The sequence below is a fragment of the Pseudomonas sp. 7-41 genome (assembly GCF_021233075.1).
In the GTDB taxonomy this organism is placed as follows: domain Bacteria; phylum Pseudomonadota; class Gammaproteobacteria; order Pseudomonadales; family Pseudomonadaceae; genus Aquipseudomonas; species Aquipseudomonas veronii.
Genome location: NZ_CP089551.1, coordinates 294,246 through 313,168 on the forward strand (window position 1 = coordinate 294,246; position 18,923 = coordinate 313,168).

Annotated in this window: 18 protein-coding genes; 8 read left to right on the forward strand and 10 right to left on the reverse strand. The window is 62.0% G+C overall.

Features of this window, described 5'->3' with window-relative positions; all coding sequences use genetic code 11:
• Positions 1 to 27 precede the first annotated feature (27 nt).
• From LQ249_RS01315 to LQ249_RS01325, 3 genes are read right to left on the reverse strand one after another with little or no spacing between them, the layout of a single operon-like run.
• The gene (locus LQ249_RS01315; RefSeq protein WP_017849015.1) at positions 28 to 798 is read right to left on the reverse strand and encodes a MetQ/NlpA family ABC transporter substrate-binding protein; all 771 of its coding nucleotides are present in this window, start codon (positions 796 to 798) and stop codon (positions 28 to 30) included.
• 51 nt (positions 799 to 849) lie between these two features.
• Complete coding sequence (locus LQ249_RS01320) at positions 850 to 1,524, reverse strand: methionine ABC transporter permease (RefSeq protein ID WP_017849016.1); 675 nt, start codon at positions 1,522 to 1,524, stop codon at positions 850 to 852.
• Positions 1,524 to 2,531: a methionine ABC transporter ATP-binding protein gene (locus LQ249_RS01325; RefSeq protein WP_017849017.1), complete on the reverse strand. Its 1,008-nt coding sequence runs from the start codon at positions 2,529 to 2,531 to the stop codon at positions 1,524 to 1,526. The genes LQ249_RS01320 and LQ249_RS01325 overlap by 1 nt, the downstream gene beginning before the upstream one ends.
• A gap of 244 nt (positions 2,532 to 2,775) precedes the next feature.
• Here LQ249_RS01325 and katE point away from each other — a divergent pair, with 244 nt between their 5' ends.
• Positions 2,776 to 4,938 carry a catalase HPII gene (gene katE, locus LQ249_RS01330; protein WP_261754920.1) on the forward strand — a complete coding sequence of 721 codons (2,163 nt, stop codon included), beginning with the start codon at positions 2,776 to 2,778 and terminating at the stop codon, positions 4,936 to 4,938.
• 132 nt (positions 4,939 to 5,070) lie between these two features.
• Here the strand turns inward: katE and LQ249_RS01335 are convergent, their stop codons facing one another.
• Genes LQ249_RS01335 through zur form a run of 4 tightly spaced genes read right to left on the reverse strand, consistent with a single transcriptional unit; the run spans position 5,071 to position 7,876 of the window.
• Entirely contained in the window at positions 5,071 to 5,790 is a 720-nt protein-coding gene (locus LQ249_RS01335; protein ID WP_017849019.1) for a PA5502 family lipoprotein, read from the reverse strand.
• A 37-nt stretch (positions 5,791 to 5,827) separates the two neighbouring features.
• Positions 5,828 to 6,616 carry a zinc ABC transporter permease subunit ZnuB gene (gene znuB, locus LQ249_RS01340; RefSeq protein WP_017849020.1) on the reverse strand — a complete coding sequence of 263 codons (789 nt, stop codon included), beginning with the start codon at positions 6,614 to 6,616 and terminating at the stop codon, positions 5,828 to 5,830.
• Positions 6,609 to 7,394, reverse strand: a complete 786-nt coding sequence (gene znuC / locus LQ249_RS01345) for a zinc ABC transporter ATP-binding protein ZnuC (RefSeq protein WP_017849021.1) — start codon at positions 7,392 to 7,394, stop codon at positions 6,609 to 6,611. Before znuC ends, znuB begins: the two co-directional genes overlap by 8 nt.
• Positions 7,394 to 7,876: a zinc uptake transcriptional repressor Zur gene (gene zur / locus LQ249_RS01350; RefSeq protein WP_026140288.1), complete on the reverse strand. Its 483-nt coding sequence runs from the start codon at positions 7,874 to 7,876 to the stop codon at positions 7,394 to 7,396. The genes znuC and zur overlap by 1 nt, the downstream gene beginning before the upstream one ends.
• 58 nt (positions 7,877 to 7,934) lie before the next feature.
• Between zur and LQ249_RS01355 the strand changes: the two genes are divergently transcribed.
• On the forward strand, positions 7,935 to 8,864 hold the full coding sequence (locus LQ249_RS01355) for a zinc ABC transporter substrate-binding protein (protein WP_017849023.1): 930 nt from the start codon (positions 7,935 to 7,937) through the stop codon (positions 8,862 to 8,864).
• 51 nt (positions 8,865 to 8,915) lie between these two features.
• Here LQ249_RS01355 and LQ249_RS01360 read toward each other — a convergent pair whose 3' ends face one another.
• Together LQ249_RS01360 and LQ249_RS01365 are read right to left on the reverse strand one after the other, a co-directional pair.
• Entirely contained in the window at positions 8,916 to 9,869 is a 954-nt protein-coding gene (locus LQ249_RS01360) for a homoserine kinase (protein ID WP_017849024.1), read from the reverse strand.
• Between the two features lie 56 nt (positions 9,870 to 9,925).
• Positions 9,926 to 10,216, reverse strand: a complete 291-nt coding sequence (locus LQ249_RS01365; RefSeq protein ID WP_017849025.1) for a DUF2782 domain-containing protein — start codon at positions 10,214 to 10,216, stop codon at positions 9,926 to 9,928.
• Positions 10,217 to 10,290: 74 nt separating this feature from the next.
• On the opposite strand from LQ249_RS01365, the gene polA reads away from it, so the two are divergent.
• Positions 10,291 to 13,065 carry a DNA polymerase I gene (polA, locus tag LQ249_RS01370; RefSeq protein WP_169882140.1) on the forward strand — a complete coding sequence of 925 codons (2,775 nt, stop codon included), beginning with the start codon at positions 10,291 to 10,293 and terminating at the stop codon, positions 13,063 to 13,065.
• 269 nt (positions 13,066 to 13,334) lie between these two features.
• On the opposite strand, the gene yihA is transcribed toward polA, so the two are convergent.
• Positions 13,335 to 13,976: a ribosome biogenesis GTP-binding protein YihA/YsxC gene (yihA, locus tag LQ249_RS01375; RefSeq protein WP_017849027.1), complete on the reverse strand. Its 642-nt coding sequence runs from the start codon at positions 13,974 to 13,976 to the stop codon at positions 13,335 to 13,337.
• A 192-nt stretch (positions 13,977 to 14,168) separates the two neighbouring features.
• On the opposite strand from yihA, the gene LQ249_RS01380 reads away from it, so the two are divergent.
• The 5 genes from LQ249_RS01380 to LQ249_RS01400 all read left to right on the forward strand — a co-directional run bounded on the left by LQ249_RS01380 (position 14,169) and on the right by LQ249_RS01400 (position 18,884).
• Positions 14,169 to 14,468 carry a c-type cytochrome gene (locus LQ249_RS01380; RefSeq protein WP_017849028.1) on the forward strand — a complete coding sequence of 100 codons (300 nt, stop codon included), beginning with the start codon at positions 14,169 to 14,171 and terminating at the stop codon, positions 14,466 to 14,468.
• A gap of 37 nt (positions 14,469 to 14,505) precedes the next feature.
• Positions 14,506 to 15,111 carry a c-type cytochrome gene (locus tag LQ249_RS01385; protein WP_017849029.1) on the forward strand — a complete coding sequence of 202 codons (606 nt, stop codon included), beginning with the start codon at positions 14,506 to 14,508 and terminating at the stop codon, positions 15,109 to 15,111.
• Positions 15,112 to 15,278: 167 nt separating this feature from the next.
• Positions 15,279 to 15,914 (forward strand): thiol:disulfide interchange protein DsbA, encoded by a 636-nt coding sequence (gene dsbA, locus LQ249_RS01390; protein ID WP_017849030.1) that lies wholly within the window; start codon positions 15,279 to 15,281, stop codon positions 15,912 to 15,914.
• 10 nt (positions 15,915 to 15,924) lie between these two features.
• Entirely contained in the window at positions 15,925 to 16,803 is an 879-nt protein-coding gene (locus LQ249_RS01395) for an endonuclease/exonuclease/phosphatase family protein (RefSeq protein WP_046381537.1), read from the forward strand.
• The gene (locus tag LQ249_RS01400; RefSeq protein ID WP_232566129.1) at positions 16,800 to 18,884 is read left to right on the forward strand and encodes a GGDEF domain-containing protein; all 2,085 of its coding nucleotides are present in this window, start codon (positions 16,800 to 16,802) and stop codon (positions 18,882 to 18,884) included. The genes LQ249_RS01395 and LQ249_RS01400 overlap by 4 nt, the downstream gene beginning before the upstream one ends.
• Positions 18,885 to 18,923: the final 39 nt, after the last annotated feature.

Genomic DNA, 18,923 nt, shown 5'->3' on the forward strand with positions numbered 1-18,923 from the left:
CTGCGGTGTGTTGGGGAGCGAGTCGGATCAGAACGCCGGCTTGATCGCGCCTTTGTACTTCTCTTCGATGAACTTCTTCACTTCAGGCGTGTGCAGGGCTGCGACCAGCTTCTTCACCGCGTCCGAGTCTTTGTTGTCTTCGCGGGTCACCAGGATGTTCACGTAAGGCGAGTCGCTGCCTTCGATGACCAGAGCGTCCTTGGACGGGTCCAGTTTGGCTTCCAGCGCGTAGTTGGTGTTGATCAGCGCCAGGTCGACCTGGGTCAGCACGCGCGGCAACGTGGCGGCTTCCAGTTCGCGGAACTTGAGTTTTTTCGGGTTGGCGGTGATGTCCTTGATGGTCGACAGGATGTTGGTCGGGTCCTTCAGGGTGATCAGGTTGTGCTTGGCCAGCAGCAACAGCGCACGGCCGCCGTTGGTGGCGTCGTTCGGGATCACGACGTTGGCGCCGTCAGGCAGGTCGGCCAGGGTCTTGTACTTGCTGGAGTAAGCGCCCAGGGGCTCGAGGTGGACCGCGCCGACGCTCACCAGGTGCGTGCCCTTGGCTTTGTTGAACTCATCCAGGTACGGCTGGTGCTGGAAGAAGTTGGCGTCCAGGCGCTTTTCGGCCACTTGTACGTTGGGCTGCACGTAGTCGGTGAAGACTTTGACCTGCAAGTCCACGCCCTCTTTGGCGAGTGCCGGCTTCACGAATTCGAGGATTTCCGCGTGGGGCACCGGCGAGGCGGCAACCGTGATGGTCTCGGCGTGGGCCGAAAACGCGGCGACGGCGGCGAAAGCAACCAGTAGTTTTTTCATCCAGCAAGCTCCTTGTTCGGGCATTTATCGGCGTATAGCCGGCAATAGTCGTTATTTTCGAGAAAAATGCACCACCAGCTTGTCGCCGACGGTTTGCAGAATTTGCACCAGGATCAACAACAGCACCACCGTGACGACCATCACATCGGTCTGGAAGCGCTGGTAGCCGAAACGGATGGCCAGGTCGCCCAGGCCGCCGGCACCGACGACGCCGGCCATGGCGGTGTAGGACACCAGTGTAATCGCCGTCACCGTAATCGCCGCGAAAATGCCGGGGCGGGCCTCAGGCAATAAAGCATGGGTGATGATCTGGCGCGTGCTAGCGCCCATGGACTGGGTGGCTTCGATGATGCCGCGGTCCACTTCACGCAGCGCGGTTTCCACCAGGCGCGCAAAGAACGGTGTTGCGCCCACGACCAGCGGCGGAATCGCACCGGCCACGCCCAGCGAAGTGCCGGTGATCAGCACGGTGAACGGGATCATCACGATCAACAGGATGATGAACGGCAGCGAGCGCAGGATGTTCACGCTCAGCGACAGCAACGCGTACAGGCCTTTTTGCTCGAACAGCTGGCGCGGGCTGCACAGAAACAGCAGCACGCCCAAGGGCAAGCCGAGCAGCACGGTGAAGAACAGCGAACCGAACAGCATGGTCATGGTGTCGCCTGTGGCGAGCCAGATTTCGGACCAGTCGATATTGGCGAAGAAACTCATCAGGACTTCCATTAGCGCAGCACCTCCATGTGGACGTCGGCGGCGGTGAAGCGGGCAAAGGCCGCTTCCATGTCACCGCCGGTGATGGCGAGGGTCAGTTGCCCGTAGGGGATGTCTTTGATGCGGTCGATACGCCCGGCGAGGATGCTGTAGTCCACACCCGTTTCGCGGGCGATGTTACCCAGCAGTGGTGCGTAGGTCGCTTCGCCCTGGAACGTCAGGCGCACGATGCGGCCCGGTACATGGGCGAAGTCATCGCGCTGCTCGCTTTCGTCGACCTGATCGGCTTCCTGGACAAAGCGCTTGGTGGTCGGGTGCTTGGGGTGCAGGAACACGTCGGCCACCGAGCCTTGCTCGACGATCACGCCGGCATCCATCACGGCCACCTGGTCGCATACGCGGCGGATCACGTCCATTTCGTGGGTGATCAGTACGATGGTGAGCTTCAACTCGCGGTTGATCTCGGCCAGCAGTTGCAACACCGAGGCGGTGGTCTGCGGGTCAAGGGCGCTGGTGGCTTCGTCGCACAGCAGGATTTTCGGCTTGGTCGCCAGGGCGCGGGCAATGCCGACGCGCTGCTTCTGACCGCCGGACAGTTGCGCCGGGTATTTCTTGGCGTGGTCCGACAGGCCGACGCGCGCCAGCAGTTCGGCGACGCGCTGGTCGATGGCCTTGCGCGACAATTCGCCGGCCAGTGTCAGCGGCAGCGCCACGTTGTCGGCGACGGTCTTGGAGGCCAGCAGGTTGAAGTGCTGGAAAATCATCCCGACCTGCTGGCGGAAACGGCGCAGGCCGTTGGCATCCAGGGCCGTGACTTCTTCGCCATCGACGTTGATCTGCCCGCCGCTGGGTTGCTCGAGGCGATTGATCAGGCGCAACAAGGTACTTTTTCCCGCACCGGAGTGGCCAATCAGACCAAACACCTGGCCGTTCTCGACGCGCAGGTTGGTTGGGTGAAGCGCGGGGATTTCCTTACCGGCGACGCGGTAGGTTTTATGGACGTTATGAAACTCGATCACGTAGCGAACCTTGTGGGGCGCATGGAAAAGGGATCAGCGGTTAGCCGGGCGCGCATTTTAGCCTGTCCGTATAGCGGTTCTTAGCATTTATTTCGCATTCAACCAGTGATTTGGCAATAACGCGATCAAAGGTCATAAAAAAGGAACGGTGCAAATTCGTGTCAGTCACTACTTCAGCAACTCGATTTCCCGGGTGCCGTGCCTGGGGTTTTGCTCAAACGAGCCGGGGACCGCTCTGGCCACTTTGAATAAGGAGTTTTGTCTGATGAGTACCCACAAGCCAGCCATCCCGCCGAAGAGTGAACTGGCGGGCACCGATACCCTGGACCGTGGCAACACCAACGCCAAGCTGCAGGCCCTGGAGGCATTCCGTAGCGACGCGACCGGCCAGGCGCTGCGTACCAACCAAGGCGTGAAGATTTCCGATAACCAGAACACCTTGAAAGTCGGTGCCCGCGGCCCCTCGCTGCTGGAAGACTTCATCATGCGTGAAAAAATCACGCATTTTGACCATGAACGTATCCCGGAGCGCATCGTGCATGCGCGCGGTACGGGCGCGCATGGCTATTTTCAGACCTATGAGAACCATTCGGCGCTGAGCAAGGCCGGTTTCCTGCGTAACCCCGAGCATAAAACGCCGGTGTTCGTGCGTTTTTCCACCGTGCAAGGCCCGCGTGGTTCGGGCGATACGGTGCGCGACGTGCGCGGTTTTGCCGTGAAGTTCTTCACCGAGGAAGGCAACTTCGACCTGGTGGGCAACAACATGCCGGTATTTTTCATTCAGGATGCGATCAAGTTTCCTGACTTTGTGCATGCGGTAAAGCCTGAGCCGCACAATGAAATGCCTACCGGAGGCTCGGCCCACGATACGTTCTGGGATTTTGTCTCGCTGCAGCCGGAATCGGCGCACATGGTGATCTGGGCCATGTCTGACCGGGCTATTCCGAAAAGCCTGCGTGCCATGCAGGGGTTCGGTATTCACACCTTTCGCTTGATCAATACCGAAGGTAAATCGAGCTTCGTGAAATTCCACTGGCATCCAACAGTCGGCACCTGTTCCCTGGTGTGGGACGAAGCGCAAAAGCTTGCCGGTAAAGATACCGATTACCACCGTCGCGACCTGTGGGAAGCGATTGAGGGCGGTGACTACCCTGAGTGGGAGTTGGGTGTACAGATCGTTGCGCAAGAAGACGAGCATAAGTTCGACTTCGACCTGCTCGATCCGACCAAGATCATCCCCGAAGAGTTGGTGCCGATTACGCCGCTGGGCAAGATGGTGCTTAACCGCAACCCCGACAACTTCTTTGCCGAAGTCGAGCAAGTCGCCTTTTGCCCTGGCCATATCGTGCCGGGTATCGACTTCACCAACGACCCGCTGCTGCAAGGCCGCCTGTTTTCCTACACGGATACCCAGATCAGCCGACTCGGTGGGCCGAACTTTCATGAGCTGCCGATCAATCGGCCTGTAGTGCCTTTCCATAATGGTCAGCGGGATGCCCAGCATCGCACTGTGATCGATAAGGGCCGGGCTGCGTATGAGCCGAATTCGATCGATGGCGGTTGGCCGAAAGAAACGCCGCCCGCGGCTCAGGAGGGTGGTTTCGAAACCTATTACGAGCGCGTCGATGCCAACAAGGTGCGCGAGCGCAGTGAGTCGTTTGGCGATCACTTCTCCCAGGCCACGCTGTTTTTTAACAGCATGAGCCACCATGAGAAAGAGCACATCATTGCGGCCTACAGTTTTGAGTTGGGCAAGGTGGAGCGCGAGGTTATCCGTGCCCGTCAGGTCAATGAGATTCTGGCCAACATCGACCTGGAACTGGCCAGGCGCGTTGCACAGAACCTGGGTCTGCCCGCACCGACCAAAGGCACGGTGCCGCCGCGCAAGGCGTCGGTGAAAGCGTCGCCGGCGTTGAGCCAGGTGAACCTGCTGTCGGGCGATATCAAAACGCGCAAAGTGGCGATTCTGGCGGCCGATGGTGTCGACGGCGCGGCAATTGCTGCATTGAAGAAAGCGCTGCAAGCCGAGGGCGCACACGCCAAGTTGCTCGGGCCGACCTCGGCGCCGGTCACCACGGCCGATGGCAAGCATCTGGCGGTGGATGCGTCGATGGCAGGCCTGCCCTCGATTGCGTTTGATGCGGTGTTCGTGCCCGGCGGTAAGGCGTCGATCAAGGCGTTGAGTGGGGACGGCGTGGCGTTGCACTACCTGCTGGAGGCCTACAAGCACCTGAAGGCGATTGCCGTGGCCAGTGACGCGCAGCCCTTGCTTGATCTGCTCAAGCTCGAGGCGGATGCGGGGTTGATCGTGGGGGCGGATGCCAAGGCGTTCAAGGCGTTCTTTAAAGCGATTGCCCAGCATCGGGTCTGGGAGCGTGAGCCGAAGGCCAAGGCGGTTCCGGCTTAAGCCATCTGTTGTTGGTTAGATCGCCATCGGGGGCAAGTCGAATCGTCGCACCGCCCCTCCCACATTTTGAACGGTGAATACATTCAAAGTGTGGGAGGGGCGGTGCGACGATTCGACTTGCCCCCGATGGCTTTATTCCGCCTTGCGCGGAATCAGCACAACCTGCGCCGGAATAGTCTTCAGGATCTGCCGGTGAATCGTCAGGTCGTAGCCCGAATCAATGCGCTTGACCCGTTTGCTCAGCAAGGTCGCCAGCCACGGGTAATCCTGGGTGCGCGGTGCCTGGATGGTCACATCGCACTGGTAATTCACCACGTCGGTGGCGATGGCATCCAGCTGATGGCGCAGCTCTTCGATGTCTGTGAGGTTCAGCGCCACGGTGGTGCTCTGCGCGGCCGGGTCGATGACCTTGGCGACGGGCTTGGTTTCGGCGGCCTTGAGGGCGGCCTCGGCTTTGTCCAGCTCGGCTTTGCGCGCGTGGGTGATGGCGCTGTTGACGCCACCGGTCAGCGCCGGAGCCTTGGGCATCAATGCGCGGGCGCGGCTGAGGGCGGTAGCGGCGGCGTTGACATCACCTTTTTGCAACACGATCTGACTGCGTTGCAGGTAGGCCTCGGCCAGTTGACGCTGGTAAGCCTCGAGCGCCGGATCGTTGGGCGACTGGGCTTGCAGCGCGGCCAGTTGGTCTTCGGCGGTGGCCAGCTCGCTGCTGGCCAGGTTTTGCTCCAGTTGCGCGATGGCGACAGCGCGTGCGTCCGGGGCCTCGGGGGCGGCGGGCGGGGTACTTTGACAAGCGCCCAGCAGCAGGGAAAATGCGGCAAGGAGCAGATAACGGGAGGTGAACGGCTTCATTCCTGCGACTCTCTATTTGCGCAAAAAGCGAGCAAGTCTACACCCCTCGACGGGGCAGGACAAAACTCAGCAGAAACAGGGCGGCCGCCGTGACCACAATCGACGGCCCTGCCGGCGTGTCCTTGAACCAGGACAGCGCCAGGCCCCCACACACTGCCAGCATCCCCAGTACGCTGGCGCCGATCGCCATCTGTTCCGGCGAGCGGGCGTGGCGCTGGGCGGCGGCTGCGGGAATGATCAGCAGTGACGTGATCAACAATACGCCGACAATCTTCATCGCGACAGCGATCACCACGGCGATCAACAACATCAAGGTCATGCGCAGCGCGGGCACGGGCAAGCCTTCCACCGTGGCCAGTTCTTCATGCACGGTGATTGCCAGCAGCGGGCGCCACAGCGTCACCAGCAGCACCAGCACGGCTGCGCTGCCGCCGAGAATCCACGCAAGGTCCGTGGGGCTGATCGCCAGCAGGTCGCCGAACAGGTAAGCCATCAGGTCGATGCGTACTTCATGCATGAAGCTCAGCACCACCAGGCCCAGGGACAGAGTGCTGGGCGCCAGGATGCCCAGCAACGTGTCGGAGGCCAGCGGCTGGCGCTGTTGCAGGGTCACCAGCAGCACCGCCAGCAGCAGGCAGCCGACGGTCACGGCGATGGCCGGGCTCACATCCAGCAGAAAGCCCAGGGCCACGCCCAGCAATGCGGCGTGGGACAAGGTGTCGCCGAAATAGGCCATGCGCCGCCAGACCACGAACGAGCCCAGCGGGCCCGCCACCAGCGCCAGAGCCAAGCCTGCCAGCAGGGCGTAGAGCAGAAAATCAGCCATGCTTGCAGCTATCTCCATGAACGTGAGTGTGGGGTGTGGCGGGATCGTCGACCACGGCGCCATGCAGGTCATGGGCGTGATCGTGATGGTGGTGATAAATCGCCAGGCTCTGCGCGTTCTTGCCGAACAGCTCGACGAACGCCGGGTCGCCGCTGACTTGCTCCGGATGGCCGGAGCAGCACACGTGGCGGTTGAGGCACACCACTTGGTCGGTGGTGCTCATCACCAGGTGCAGGTCGTGGGAGACCATCAGCACGCCGCAGCCAAGGCGGTCGCGCAGGCGGGTGATCAAGCTGTACAACTCGGCCTGGCCGGCGACGTCGACGCCCTGCACCGGTTCGTCGAGCACCAGCAGCTCCGGCTCGCGCAACAGGGCGCGGGCCAGCAACACGCGCTGCATTTCACCGCCGGAGATGCTTTGCACCGGGCTGTCGATGACCTGTTCGGCACCGACTTCCTTGAGCGCGGCTTGCGCGCGGGCGCGGTCCACGCCCGGCACCAAGCGCAGGAAGCGCAGCACCGACAAGGGCAGCGTCGGGTCCACGAAGAGTTTTTGCGGCATATAACCGACACGCAGCTTGGGCTTGCGCCACACACTGCCGGTGTCGGGCTTGAGCAGGCCGAGTACGGCGCGCACCAGGGTGGTCTTGCCGGCGCCATTGGGGCCGATCAGCGTGACGATCTGCCCCGGTTCGACGCTCAGCGCGATGTTATCCAGCACGTTTTGCCCGGCGAACGTGACCCCGACCTGCTCCAGGCGGATTAACGCGTTGCTCATCAAGCCCCCTGGCAACCGGCGCAGAGCCCGACGACTTCGACGGTTTGCCCTTCCACCTTGAAGCCGACGTCGGCGGCGCTCTGGATGATGGCGTCGCTGATGCTGCTTTGCTCAAGCTCAATGGCGGCGTGGCACTTGCGACAGATCAGGAACTGCCCCTGGTGCGCGTGTTCCGGGTGGTTGCAGCCGACGAAGGCGTTGAGTGACGCGATACGGTGTACCAGGCCGTTGTCCAGCAGGAAATCCAGCGCGCGGTACACCGTGGGCGGCGCGGCGCGGCGACCGTCCTGCTCGCTGAGCACGCCGAGGATGTCGTAGGCGCCCAGCGGCTTGTGGCTCTGCCAGACCAGTTCCAGCACGCGCCGACGCAGGGCGGTCAGGCGCAGACCCTGCCGTGCGCAGAGGGTGTCGGCCTCCGACAGCGCGGTATGCACGCAGTGAGAGTGGTCGTGGGGACGGCTGGCAAGCGGTGTTATAGGCATGAGCGGCGACAGATATTTGATAGAGACGTTATTATGTTACCCGTTCCTACGCCATTGAGTGGTCATCGTGTCCCGACTTTTTCCCGTTTTTGTCGTATTTGTCGCCAGTTTGCTCACCGCGGGTGCCGCTCAGGCGGAGGTCAAGGTGCTGACCAGCATCAAGCCGCTGCAGTTGATTGCTGCGGCTGTGCAGGACGGCGTGGCGGTTCCCGAGGTGTTGTTGCCGCCGGGGGCCTCGCCGCATAACTATGCGTTGCGCCCATCCGACGTGCGGCGCGTGCAGTCGGTAGACCTGCTGTATTGGATCGGCCCGGACATGGAAGGCTTCCTGCCCCGCGTCCTCAAGGGGCGCAGCCTGCCGACGGTGGCCGTGCAGGATCTTCCGGGCATGAAACTCCGTCGTTTCGCCGAAGATAGCCATTCCCACGCCGACGATGCCGACGAACATGACCACGATCATCGCCCAGGCACTTTGGATGCACATCTGTGGTTGTCGACGCTCAACGCCCGGGTGATTGCCGCACGCATGGGCGCCGACCTCAGCGCCGCGGACCCGGCCAATGCCGAGCGCTACCAGCTCAACGTGAAGGCGTTCGTGAGCCGACTGGATGCGTTGGACGCACGCTTGAAAGCGCGGATGGCCGGCATCCACGACAAGCCTTACTTTGTGTTCCACGAAGCCTTTGATTATTTCGAAGAGGCCTACGGCCTCAAGCACGCCGGTGTGTTCAGCGTGGCCGCCGAAGTGCAGCCCGGTGCCCAGCATGTGGCGGCGATGCGTACACGTTTGCAGGAAGTCGGCAAGACCTGCGTGTTCAGTGAGCCGCCGCTGCGTCCGCGCCTGGCGGAAACGCTGGTGGCCGGTTTGCCGGTGAAATTGGCGGAGCTGGATGCGTTGGGGGGGTACACCCCGGCTTCCGCTCAAGGTTACGAACAGGTGCTGGACAAGCTGGGCAATGACTTGGCGGGCTGCCTGGAGTCGCTCTGAAAGCCCAGGCATAACGTCTGTAGGAGGGAGCAAGAAGCCCCCTCCCGCATTTTAGAGCGCGAACGGCAGCTGGATCGCGACCTGCTGGCGCTGCGCCAGCCGATGCTCGAACTCCGCCGGGTCATGAATCAACACATCCTGCCCGGCAAACGACTCCGCCGCGATCAGGCGTGACAACCAGAACCGCACGCACGCCACGCGCAACATCGTCGGCCACAACTCGGCTTCTTTCGCGGTAAACGGGCGCAACCCCGCATAAGCCCCGAGCAGTGCGCGGGCGCGCTGGCCGTCGAGTACGCCGTCGGCGTCCGAGCACCAGTCATTCAGGGCGATCGCCACGTCGTACAGCATCGGGCCCGAGCAGGCGTTGTAAAAGTCGATCAAGCCCGTCAGGTGCGTGCCTTCAAACATCGCGTTGTCGCGAAACAGATCCGCGTGAATATTCGCGCGCGGCAGGGCGAGGATCTGCGCCTTGTGGGCCTCGATCTCATCCAGTGCGTCGCGCAGCAGGCGTTGCGGCGCTGCGTCCAGGTGCGAAATCAACTGCGCTCCTTCGCTGAGCATCCAGTCCAGCCCGCGATCGGTCTTGCGCTCCAGCACCTTGTCGCCCTGGGTCGCCAGGTGCAGATGGCCAAGCAGGTCGCCGACCTGGGCGCAGTGCTGGGCATTGGCGTCCTTGATGTGCTTGCCGGCCAGGCGCGGTTGCAGCAGCGCCGGTTTGCCGGCCAATTCGCGCAGGGCCACGCCGTCGGTGGTGCGCAGGGCGTAAGGCACCGGCAAGTCGGCGTCGTGGAGCACGTCGAGCAGTTCGATGAAGAACGGCATTTCCTGCACCGGGCCGCGCTCGACCAGGGTCAGGACGAACTCACCCTGTTCCAGGCTGATGAAGAAATTGGTGTTTTCGCTACCCGCGGCGATCCCCTGGAAATCAAGCAGGCGGCCGAGCCCGTAAGGGGCAAGAAAGGTTTCCAGCTCGGGCCGAGCCAGGGGGGTGAACACAGACATGGTTAAAACTGCCAGTACGGGCGCCGCGGTGTGCGGCGCCAATTGAAGTTAAGAAATCATTTCCATTCGAAGATCTTCCATGACGGGATCAGCATATCCGGTTGGTCAGAGCGGATGAAATTCGCATCGGTTCCGTCCGCGCGCACCAGGAAATACGGTGGGAAGCCTTTCTTCGTTATCTTGATTGCGTACAGGAAACCGTTTTGACGGTACTCCTGAATGGTTCTGTCGCCCTCTGTGCGAATGGTAACTTCCGGATCACCCGAAGGCGCACTGTCGGCCGCCATGGCAACCATCGGAGCGAATGCAAACAAGCCGGTCAACAGCAGGCGATTGAATGAGCGCATGATAACCTTGTCCCTTTGTTGTCTGTGGTCCGGCTATTCTAGCGCCTGACCCGCCGAAAAGGTTGATCCTGCTCATGAGCCAAGCCCCCCTCGTCCTGGTGGACGGTTCTTCATATCTGTACCGCGCCTTCCACGCGCTGCCACCGCTGACCACTTCCAAAGGCCTGCCGACCGGTGCGGTCAAGGGCGTGTTGAACATGCTCAAGAGCCTGCGCAAGCAGTACCCGGACAGCCCGTTCGCGGTCGTGTTCGACGCCAAGGGTGGGACCTTTCGCGACGAAATGTACGCCGAATACAAGGCCAACCGCCCAAGCATGCCCGACGACATGCGCCTGCAGATCGAGCCCCTGCACCAGAGCGTGATTGCCCTGGGTTTCCCGCTGTTGTGCGTCGAAGGCGTCGAAGCCGATGACGTGATCGGCACCCTGGCCCGCAGCAGCGCAGCCGCGGACCGCCCGGTGGTGATCTCGACCGGCGACAAAGACATGGCGCAGCTGGTGGACGGGCACATTACCTTGGTCAACACCATGACCGGTAGCGCCATGGATGTGGAGGGCGTAAAGGAGAAATTTGGCGTCGCTCCGGAGCAGATTATCGACTATCTGGCGTTGATGGGCGATTCGTCCGACAACATTCCTGGCGTTCCGGGCATTGGTCCGAAGACCGCTTCTGGCTTGCTGGTGGGCGTCAATGGCGGCCTGAAAGAGCTGTATGAAAATCTGGATATTGTGCCGAGCCTGCCTATCCGTGGGGCCAAGACCCTGCCGGCCAAGCTGCAAGAGCATAAGGACATGGCCTTCCTCTCCTATCAACTGGCGACGATCAAGATCGACGTGCCGCTGGACGTGGGCCTGGATGATCTGCACCTGATCGAGCCGGATCGCGAAAAACTCCTGGAGCTGTACACCCTCCTGGAGTTCAAAAGCTGGTTCGAGGAAGTGCAGCGCGACGCCAAGCGCACCGGCTTGGAGGTGGCGGCTCCGGTCGCCGAGAATGCGCCGGTCGTCAGCACCGAGCTCAAGTACGAGACCATCCTCGATCAGGCGCGTTTCGATGTGTGGCTGAAGAAGCTCGGCGAGGCCAAGCTGTTCGCCTTCGACACCGAGACCACCGGCATCGATGCACAGCAAGCGCAGCTGGTTGGGTTGTCGTTCGCGGTGCAGCCCTACGAAGCGGCCTACATCCCGCTGACCCATTCCTACATGGGCGTGCCGGAGCAGCTGGACCGCGACACGGTGCTGCGCGCGCTCAAGCCGATCCTCGAAGACCCGAGCAAGCTCAAGGTGGGCCAGCACGCCAAGTTCGATATGAATATCCTGGCCAACTGTGCCATCGGTGGCGATCAGAATTGTGGCATCACGGTGCAGGGCGTTGCCTACGACACCATGCTCGAATCCTACGTCCTCGACTCCACCGCCACACGGCATGACATGGACAGCCTGGCTCAGAAATACCTGGGTCACACCACGGTGAGCTTCCAGGATATTGCGGGTAAAGGCGCCAAACAGCTGACCTTTGACCAGATCTCCCTCGAACAGGCCGGCCCTTACGCGGCTGAAGATGCCGACGTCACCCTGCGCCTGCACCAGACCTTGTTCGAAAAACTCCAGGCGATCCCGAGCCTGGTCAGCGTGCTGACCGATATCGAGATGCCGCTGGTGCCGGTGCTGGCGCGTATCGAGCGCCAGGGCGCGCTGGTGGATGCCAAGTTGCTCGGCGTGCAGAGCGTTGAGCTCGGCGAGAAGATGGTCGAACTGGAGCGTGAGGCATTTGCCATCGCCGGTGAGGAATTCAACCTCGGCTCGCCCAAGCAATTGGGCGCGATCCTCTACGAAAAACTCGGCCACCCGGTTCTCAGCAAGACCGCCAAGGGCCAGGCGTCGACCGCCGAAGCGGTGCTTGCCGAACTGGCCGAGCAGGATTTCCCGCTGCCCAAGGTGCTGATGCAGTACCGCTCCATGAGCAAGCTGAAAAGCACCTACACCGACCGCTTGCCTGAGCAGATCAACCCGCGCACCGGGCGCATCCACACGTCGTATCACCAGGCGGTGGCGGCCACCGGGCGTTTGTCGTCGAGTGATCCGAACCTGCAGAACATTCCGATCCGCACCGCTGAAGGCCGGCGGATTCGTCAGGCGTTCGTCGCGCCAAAAGGCTACAAGCTGCTGGCGGCGGACTACTCGCAGATCGAGCTGCGGATCATGGCGCACCTGGCCAAGGACGAAGGCTTGCTGCACGCCTTCCGCAATGACCTGGACGTACACAAGGCCACCGCCGCCGAAGTATTTGGCGTGGAGCTGGGCGCGGTCACCACCGACCAGCGTCGCAGCGCCAAGGCGATCAACTTCGGCCTGATCTACGGCATGAGCGCGTTTGGCCTGGCCAAGCAGATCGGTGTCGATCGTAAACAGTCCCAGGCCTATATCGACCGTTATTTCGCCCGCTATCCGGGCGTGCTGGCCTATATGGAGCGCACCCGCGCCCAGGCGGCCGAGCAGGGTTATGTCGAGACGATCTTCGGTCGCCGCTTGTACCTGCCGGACATCAACGCGAAGAACCCGGCGCTGCGCAAAGGCGCCGAGCGCACGGCGATCAACGCGCCGATGCAGGGCACGGCGGCGGATATCATCAAGAAAGCCATGGTGGCGGTGGATAACTGGCTGACCGCGTCAGGCCTGGATGCCAAAGTCATCCTGCAGGTACACGATGAGCTGGTGCTGGAGGTTCGCGAGGATCTGGTCGATCAAGTGCGTGACGAGATCCGCCAGCACATGAGCCACGCGGCGACGCTGGATGTGCCGCTGCTGGTGGAAGTGGGCGTGGGTGATAACTGGGACGAAGCGCACTGATAGCGCGGTTCTGCCACCGCCGAGGGTGGTGGCAGAACGCTTTAGATCCGAAAATGCCGTCGCTTATTGCAAATAGTTTTTTGTACCTGCCGGAACTTAACTCATGAAATGCCACTCAGAGTTACTGAATGGGCGGTGAAGCCCTTCAATGCTCCTATGTTGTGTTAAGTGTTGGCAGATATCTGGACCCCGCCCTAGCGGTCCGGAGCTTGAACCCCGAACTTCCCCTCCCCATACGAAGTCCGGGGTTTTTTTTGCCTGCGCAAAAGTCACTCCGCGGTTTCTGCGCCCTTGTCGGCCAATTCCATCCAGTCGGCCAGCACGGTGTAGGCTTCTTCCAGGCCCAGGCGCTTTGGCGCCGAGAACAGCTGGATGGTGATGGTGTCACCCCAACCTTTGCGGATTTCCGCCTGCACCTTCAACAGCGTGTTCTTGGCGGCGCCATAGGTCAGTTTGTCGGCTTTGGTCAGCAGGATATGCATCGGCATGCCGCTGGCGACTGCCCAGTCGAGCATCAGCAGGTCGAAGTCGGTCATTGGATGACGGATGTCCATCATCAGAATCAAACCCTTCAAACTCTCCCGGCCACCCAGGTAAGCCTCGAGGTGACGCTGCCAGTGCAGCTTCAGCGGGATAGGTACTTTTGCATAACCGTAGCCCGGAAGGTCGACCAGACGCCGATCATCGTCTAGCTTGAAGAAGTTGAGCAACTGCGTGCGGCCCGGGGTTTTCGAGGTGCGCGCCAGGCTGGCATGGGTCAAGGTGTTCAGGGCGCTGGATTTGCCCGCGTTGGAACGGCCGGCAAAGGCGACTTCAAAGCCCTCGTCATCGGGGCATTGGTCCACTTTGGCGGCGCTGAGCATGAACGTGGACTGTTGGCACAGGCCGAGGATGGGGTTCTTGAGTTGCATGAGATTTCCGATATGGGCGGTGCCGAAAAAGGGTGCGGCAAGCGGTGTCGTTTCCGTTTCAGTAGCGCCAGTATATAATGCCGCAGATTTTGTGTGTGCTTTGTCCCAGCGAAGGATGAAGTTCACGGGAGCGATAGACCTTTATTGCGCATTAGAACGCAAAACGCTCCCAAACCCTGAAAAGGTCGATGTATGACCAGATGGTTGCTTGCTGTCGGTGTCTTGATGCCGCTTTACGGCGCTCAGGCTACACAGGAACCGGAAGCGGTGTACAACCGAGTTTGCGTGGCTTGCCATGCCGGCCAACTGCCGAACGCCCCGAAGCGGGGTGACCAGGCAGCCTGGGCGCCCAGACTGGCGCAAGGCATGGACACGCTGGTGCAACACGTGACCCAGGGTTTCAAGGCAATGCCGCCGCGTGGTTTGTGCATGGACTGCAGTACCGAGGATTACCAGGCCATCATTGAGTGGATGGTGAGTAAACCCGGTTAGATAACTCTTAAACCCTTAGCCGTAGTTGGATTAGCTGATGAACAAACTGATCGTGAGTCTGCTGTTGACCTTGGGCATCACCGGTGTTGCCCATGCTGCAGGCGACGCTGCTGCGGGTCAGGCGAAAGCCGCCGTGTGTGGTGCTTGCCATGGACCGGATGGTAATAGCCCGGCGCCGAACTTCCCTAAACTGGCCGGCCAGGGTGAGCGTTACCTGACCAAGCAGATGCACGACATCAAGGACGGCAAGCGCACGGTCCTGGAAATGACCGGCTTGCTGACCAACCTCAGCGATCAGGACCTGGCCGATATCGCGGCCTATTTTTCCAGCCAGAAAGGCAGCGTGGGAGCTGCTGATCCGAAGCAAGTGGCCCGTGGCGAAGAACTGTTCCGTGGCGGCAACCTCGACAAAGGCATGCCTTCCTGCATCGGTTGCCACTCGCCTAACGGCGTGGGCAACGCCGCTGCGGGCTTCCCGCATGTGGGTGGCCAGCATGCGCAGTACGTCGCCAAGCAACTGACGGACTTCCGTGAAGGCAATCGCACCAACGACGGCGATACCAAAATCATGCAGAGCATTGCCGCCAAGCTGAGCAACAAGGACATCGAAGCGGTTTCCCAATACATTCAGGGGCTGCACTGATCGAGGGCTGCGTTAACGCTCGATTAATCCGTTGATGCAAGCATAAAAAGGGTGGCCTAGGCCGCCCTTTTTTGTGGCCGGTGCCGTTACACTAACGAACTCATGCCCGCGCAGACCTGTCACAACAAAGGTCGCGTGAGGCGACTTTATTTGTCCAGGAGTAAAGCATGCGTAATCTGATCCTCAGCGCCGCTCTCGTCACCGCCAGCCTCTTCGGCATGACCGCACAAGCCGCCGACGTGCCGCTTGAAGCCGGTAAAACCTACGTGGAATTGGCCAACCCCGTGCCGGTTTCGGTGCCGGGCAAGATCGAAGTGGTGGAGCTGTTCTGGTACGGCTGCCCGCATTGCTACGCCTTCGAGCCAACCATCAACCCATGGGTTGAGAAACTGCCCAAGGACGTGAACTTCAAACGCATCCCTGCCATGTTCGGCGGCCCCTGGGATGCCCACGGCCAACTGTTCCTGACCCTGGAAGCCATGGGTGTCGAGCACAAGGTTCACAACGCTGTCTTCGAGGCGATCCAGAAACAAGGCAAGCGCCTGACCAAGCCTGAGGACATGGCTGACTTCGTCGCGACCCAAGGTGTCGACAAGGACAAGTTCCTGGCCACCTTCAATTCCTTCGCCATCAAGGGCCAGATCGAAGCCGCCAAGAAACTCGCCGTGGCTTATGGCGTGCAAGGCGTTCCGACCATGATCGTCAACGGCAAGTACCGTTTCGACCTGGGCACCACCGGCGGTCCTGAAGCGACCCTCAATGTGGCCGACCAGTTGATCGCCAAAGAACGCGCCGCCAAGTAAGGGGCCTGCCATGCGTCGCTGGGGTACCGAACGCGTTGTCGGTCTGCATGACCCGCAGGTCAACGAAGCTCACCTGGAATCCACGGGCCTGCCGGCGGACAGCCGCCTGCGGCTGCTCAGCTTCAATATCCAGGTGGGTATCAGTACCGAGAAGTACCGGCACTACCTCACCCGTGGCTGGCAGCACTTGCTGCCCCACAACGGGCGGGCCGGCAACCTGCAGAAGATCGGCGACCTGTTGGGCGACTTCGACCTGGTCGCCCTGCAGGAAGCCGACGGCGGCAGCATTCGCTCCGGCTACATCAACCAGGTGGAACACCTGGCCCAGTTGGGTGCATTTCCCTACTGGTATCAGCAACTCAATCGCAACCTCGGGCGTCTGGCGCAGCACAGCAACGGCGTGCTCAGCCGCCTGAAGCCATCGGCCATCGAAGATCACCCATTGCCGGGCCCCAAGGGTCGTGGCGCGATCCTCGTGCGTTTTGGCGAAGGTTCGGAAGCCCTGGTGGTGGTGATGATGCACCTGGCGCTCGGGGGGCGTACCCGCAACCTGCAGTTGGCCTACGTGCGTGAGTTGATTGGCGGCTACAAGCATCAGGTGTTGATGGGTGACATGAACACCCATGCCATCGACCTGCTGCAGAATTCCCCGTTGCGTGACCTTGGGTTGCTGGCGCCGCAAGTCGAAGCCACGTTCCCCAGCTGGCGCCCGCAACGCTGTCTTGACCACATCCTGCTCAGTCCGACCCTCACGCTTGAAAGTGTGCAGGTGCTGGCGCAGCCCATCTCCGATCACCTGCCGGTCGCGGTAGAGATTCGTCTGCCGGGTTCGCTCACGGTGGATGCATTGCCCGCGTTGAGCCCCGGCCCTCGCGGACCCCTTGCATGAGCGACGAAGCCCAGCGCTGGAAAGAGAAATACCTTAAAAGCATCGATCAACAAGACAAACTCGAACGCCGCTGGGCCGCCCGCCTCGACCTGCTGCGCCGAGGCTTGGTGCGCAGTACGTTGGCCGCTGAAGGCACCGACCGCGCGGTCGATCAATGCATGAAGGAAATGCGCGACGTGGTGCGCAGCGACGACATGGATGCCGCCCTCGCCGCATTGCTGCCGCGCCTGGAAAAAGCCGTACTGGATTCGGAGCAGCGTCGCGAAACCCGGATTGACCAGATGAGCGCCGCGCTCACGGCCCTGGTTGCGCAGTTGCAGAAACTGCCGCTGCCCCGCGAGGTGGCCCGCCCGTTGAAAACCTTCGCCAAGCAGCTGGATAGCCGCGTGGGCCAGGCGCGCGAGATCCCGCTGTTGCTCAGTGAGTTGAGCAACCTGCAAGGGCAGGCGTTGAATAACCTGGAACCGGACGGCGAAACCCCACGCCCCGGTCCCGGCCTGCTGCAACGTCTGTTTGGCGCCAAGGAAGTTGCGAGTGAGGCGCCGACCGGCGAGCCCGCGCCGCCGCCTTCTGCGCCCTCTGCGCCCGCCGCCGCCAGGCCGGTGCCCGAACCCGTCGCCGAGGCGGCACCGCCGCCCCAGTCCGACGAGTTGGCCCAGGCCCTGCGGGCGTTCGCGCCGTTGCCGCAAGGCTCGGCCCCGCCCCCGCCGGAACCGCCGGAACCGGTGGCGGCAGCCAAGGCGGCCACGGTGGCCGAGGTCGTGAGCCCGGTCGTCGCCCCCGAAGCCGCGCCCCAGCCCGTGCCGATCGCCCGGCCCGTCGAAGTGGCGGCGCCTGCCGCGCTTCCAGCAGCGGCGCCAGAACCTGGCGCCGAAAGCGCACTCGCCGCGCTTATCGAACCACCGCCGGTTCAGGTCGATGCACCGCAACAAACCGTCATCGGCAGCCTGTCACTGCCGCCGGTGCTGGACGCGCCGGACCCGGTCGAGCTGCTGGCGGACGCAATCTACGCCCTGCCCGATTCGCCGGAGCCGTCCTACAGCTCCGTGGCCAAACACATTGAAGACACCTTGCTTGGCCTGCTGGAAGACCTGTCCCTGCCCGAGCGCCACCGGCCCCAGGCCGAAGCCATGCGCGAGCGCCTGGCCCATGGTTTGAACTGGTACGAACTGCTGCCGATCCTCGATGACCTGGCCACGCTGATGCTGGCGATCACCGACAGCGGCCAGCATGAGTTCGAGGCCTACCTCAAGCAGCTCAACGAACGCCTCGAAGCGTTCCAGGGCCATCTGCAGACGGCCAGCGAAGGCTATGCCGACAGTCGTTCGGCCGCCCGTGAGCTGGACACGCAAATCCGCGAACAGGTCGACGGCCTGCAAAGCAGTGTGCAGGGCGCCGCCGACCTGGACAGCCTCAAGCAGGTATTGGAAAGCCACCTTGAAGGCCTGCTCGGCACCATGGACCAGCACCAGCAGCAGCGTGACCTGCGCGAGCAGGAAGTGGCGGAGCGCTTGAAAGGGCTCGCCGAACGCGTCGCCAATATGGAGCAGGAGGCCCAGGGTTATCGCGATCACCTCGAAGTGCAGCGCCAGAAAGCGCTGGTCGATCCGCTTACCGGCTTGCCCAACCGTGCCGCGTGGAGCGAGCGCCTGGACCATGAGGTCAACCTCTGGCATCAGCGCGGCAACAGCCTGTCGCTGGCGATGCTGGACCTCGATCACTTCAAGCGTATCAACGACGGTTACGGGCACCAGGCTGGCGACAAAGTGCTGAAAATCATCGCTAGCGTGCTGCGCAAGCGCCTGCGCCCCGGCGACTTCATTGCGCGCTTCGGCGGCGAAGAGTTTGTGTTGCTGATGCCCGACTCACCCCTGGCGAATGCCCTGAGCGCTGGCGAAGTGCTGCGCGCGGCGATTGAAGTCTGCCCGTTCCACTTCAAGGGCGAGCCGGTGACGATCACGGTGTCGATGGGCGTGGCGCAGTTCCAGCCCGGCGAGCGCAGCGACCTGGCGCTCAAGCGCGCCGATGAGGCGTTGTACCGGGCCAAGGCAGCGGGACGTAACCGGGTGCAGGCGGCCTAAAAGATGTTCCATTTTGTAATTTGACGTTCGGGCCACAAA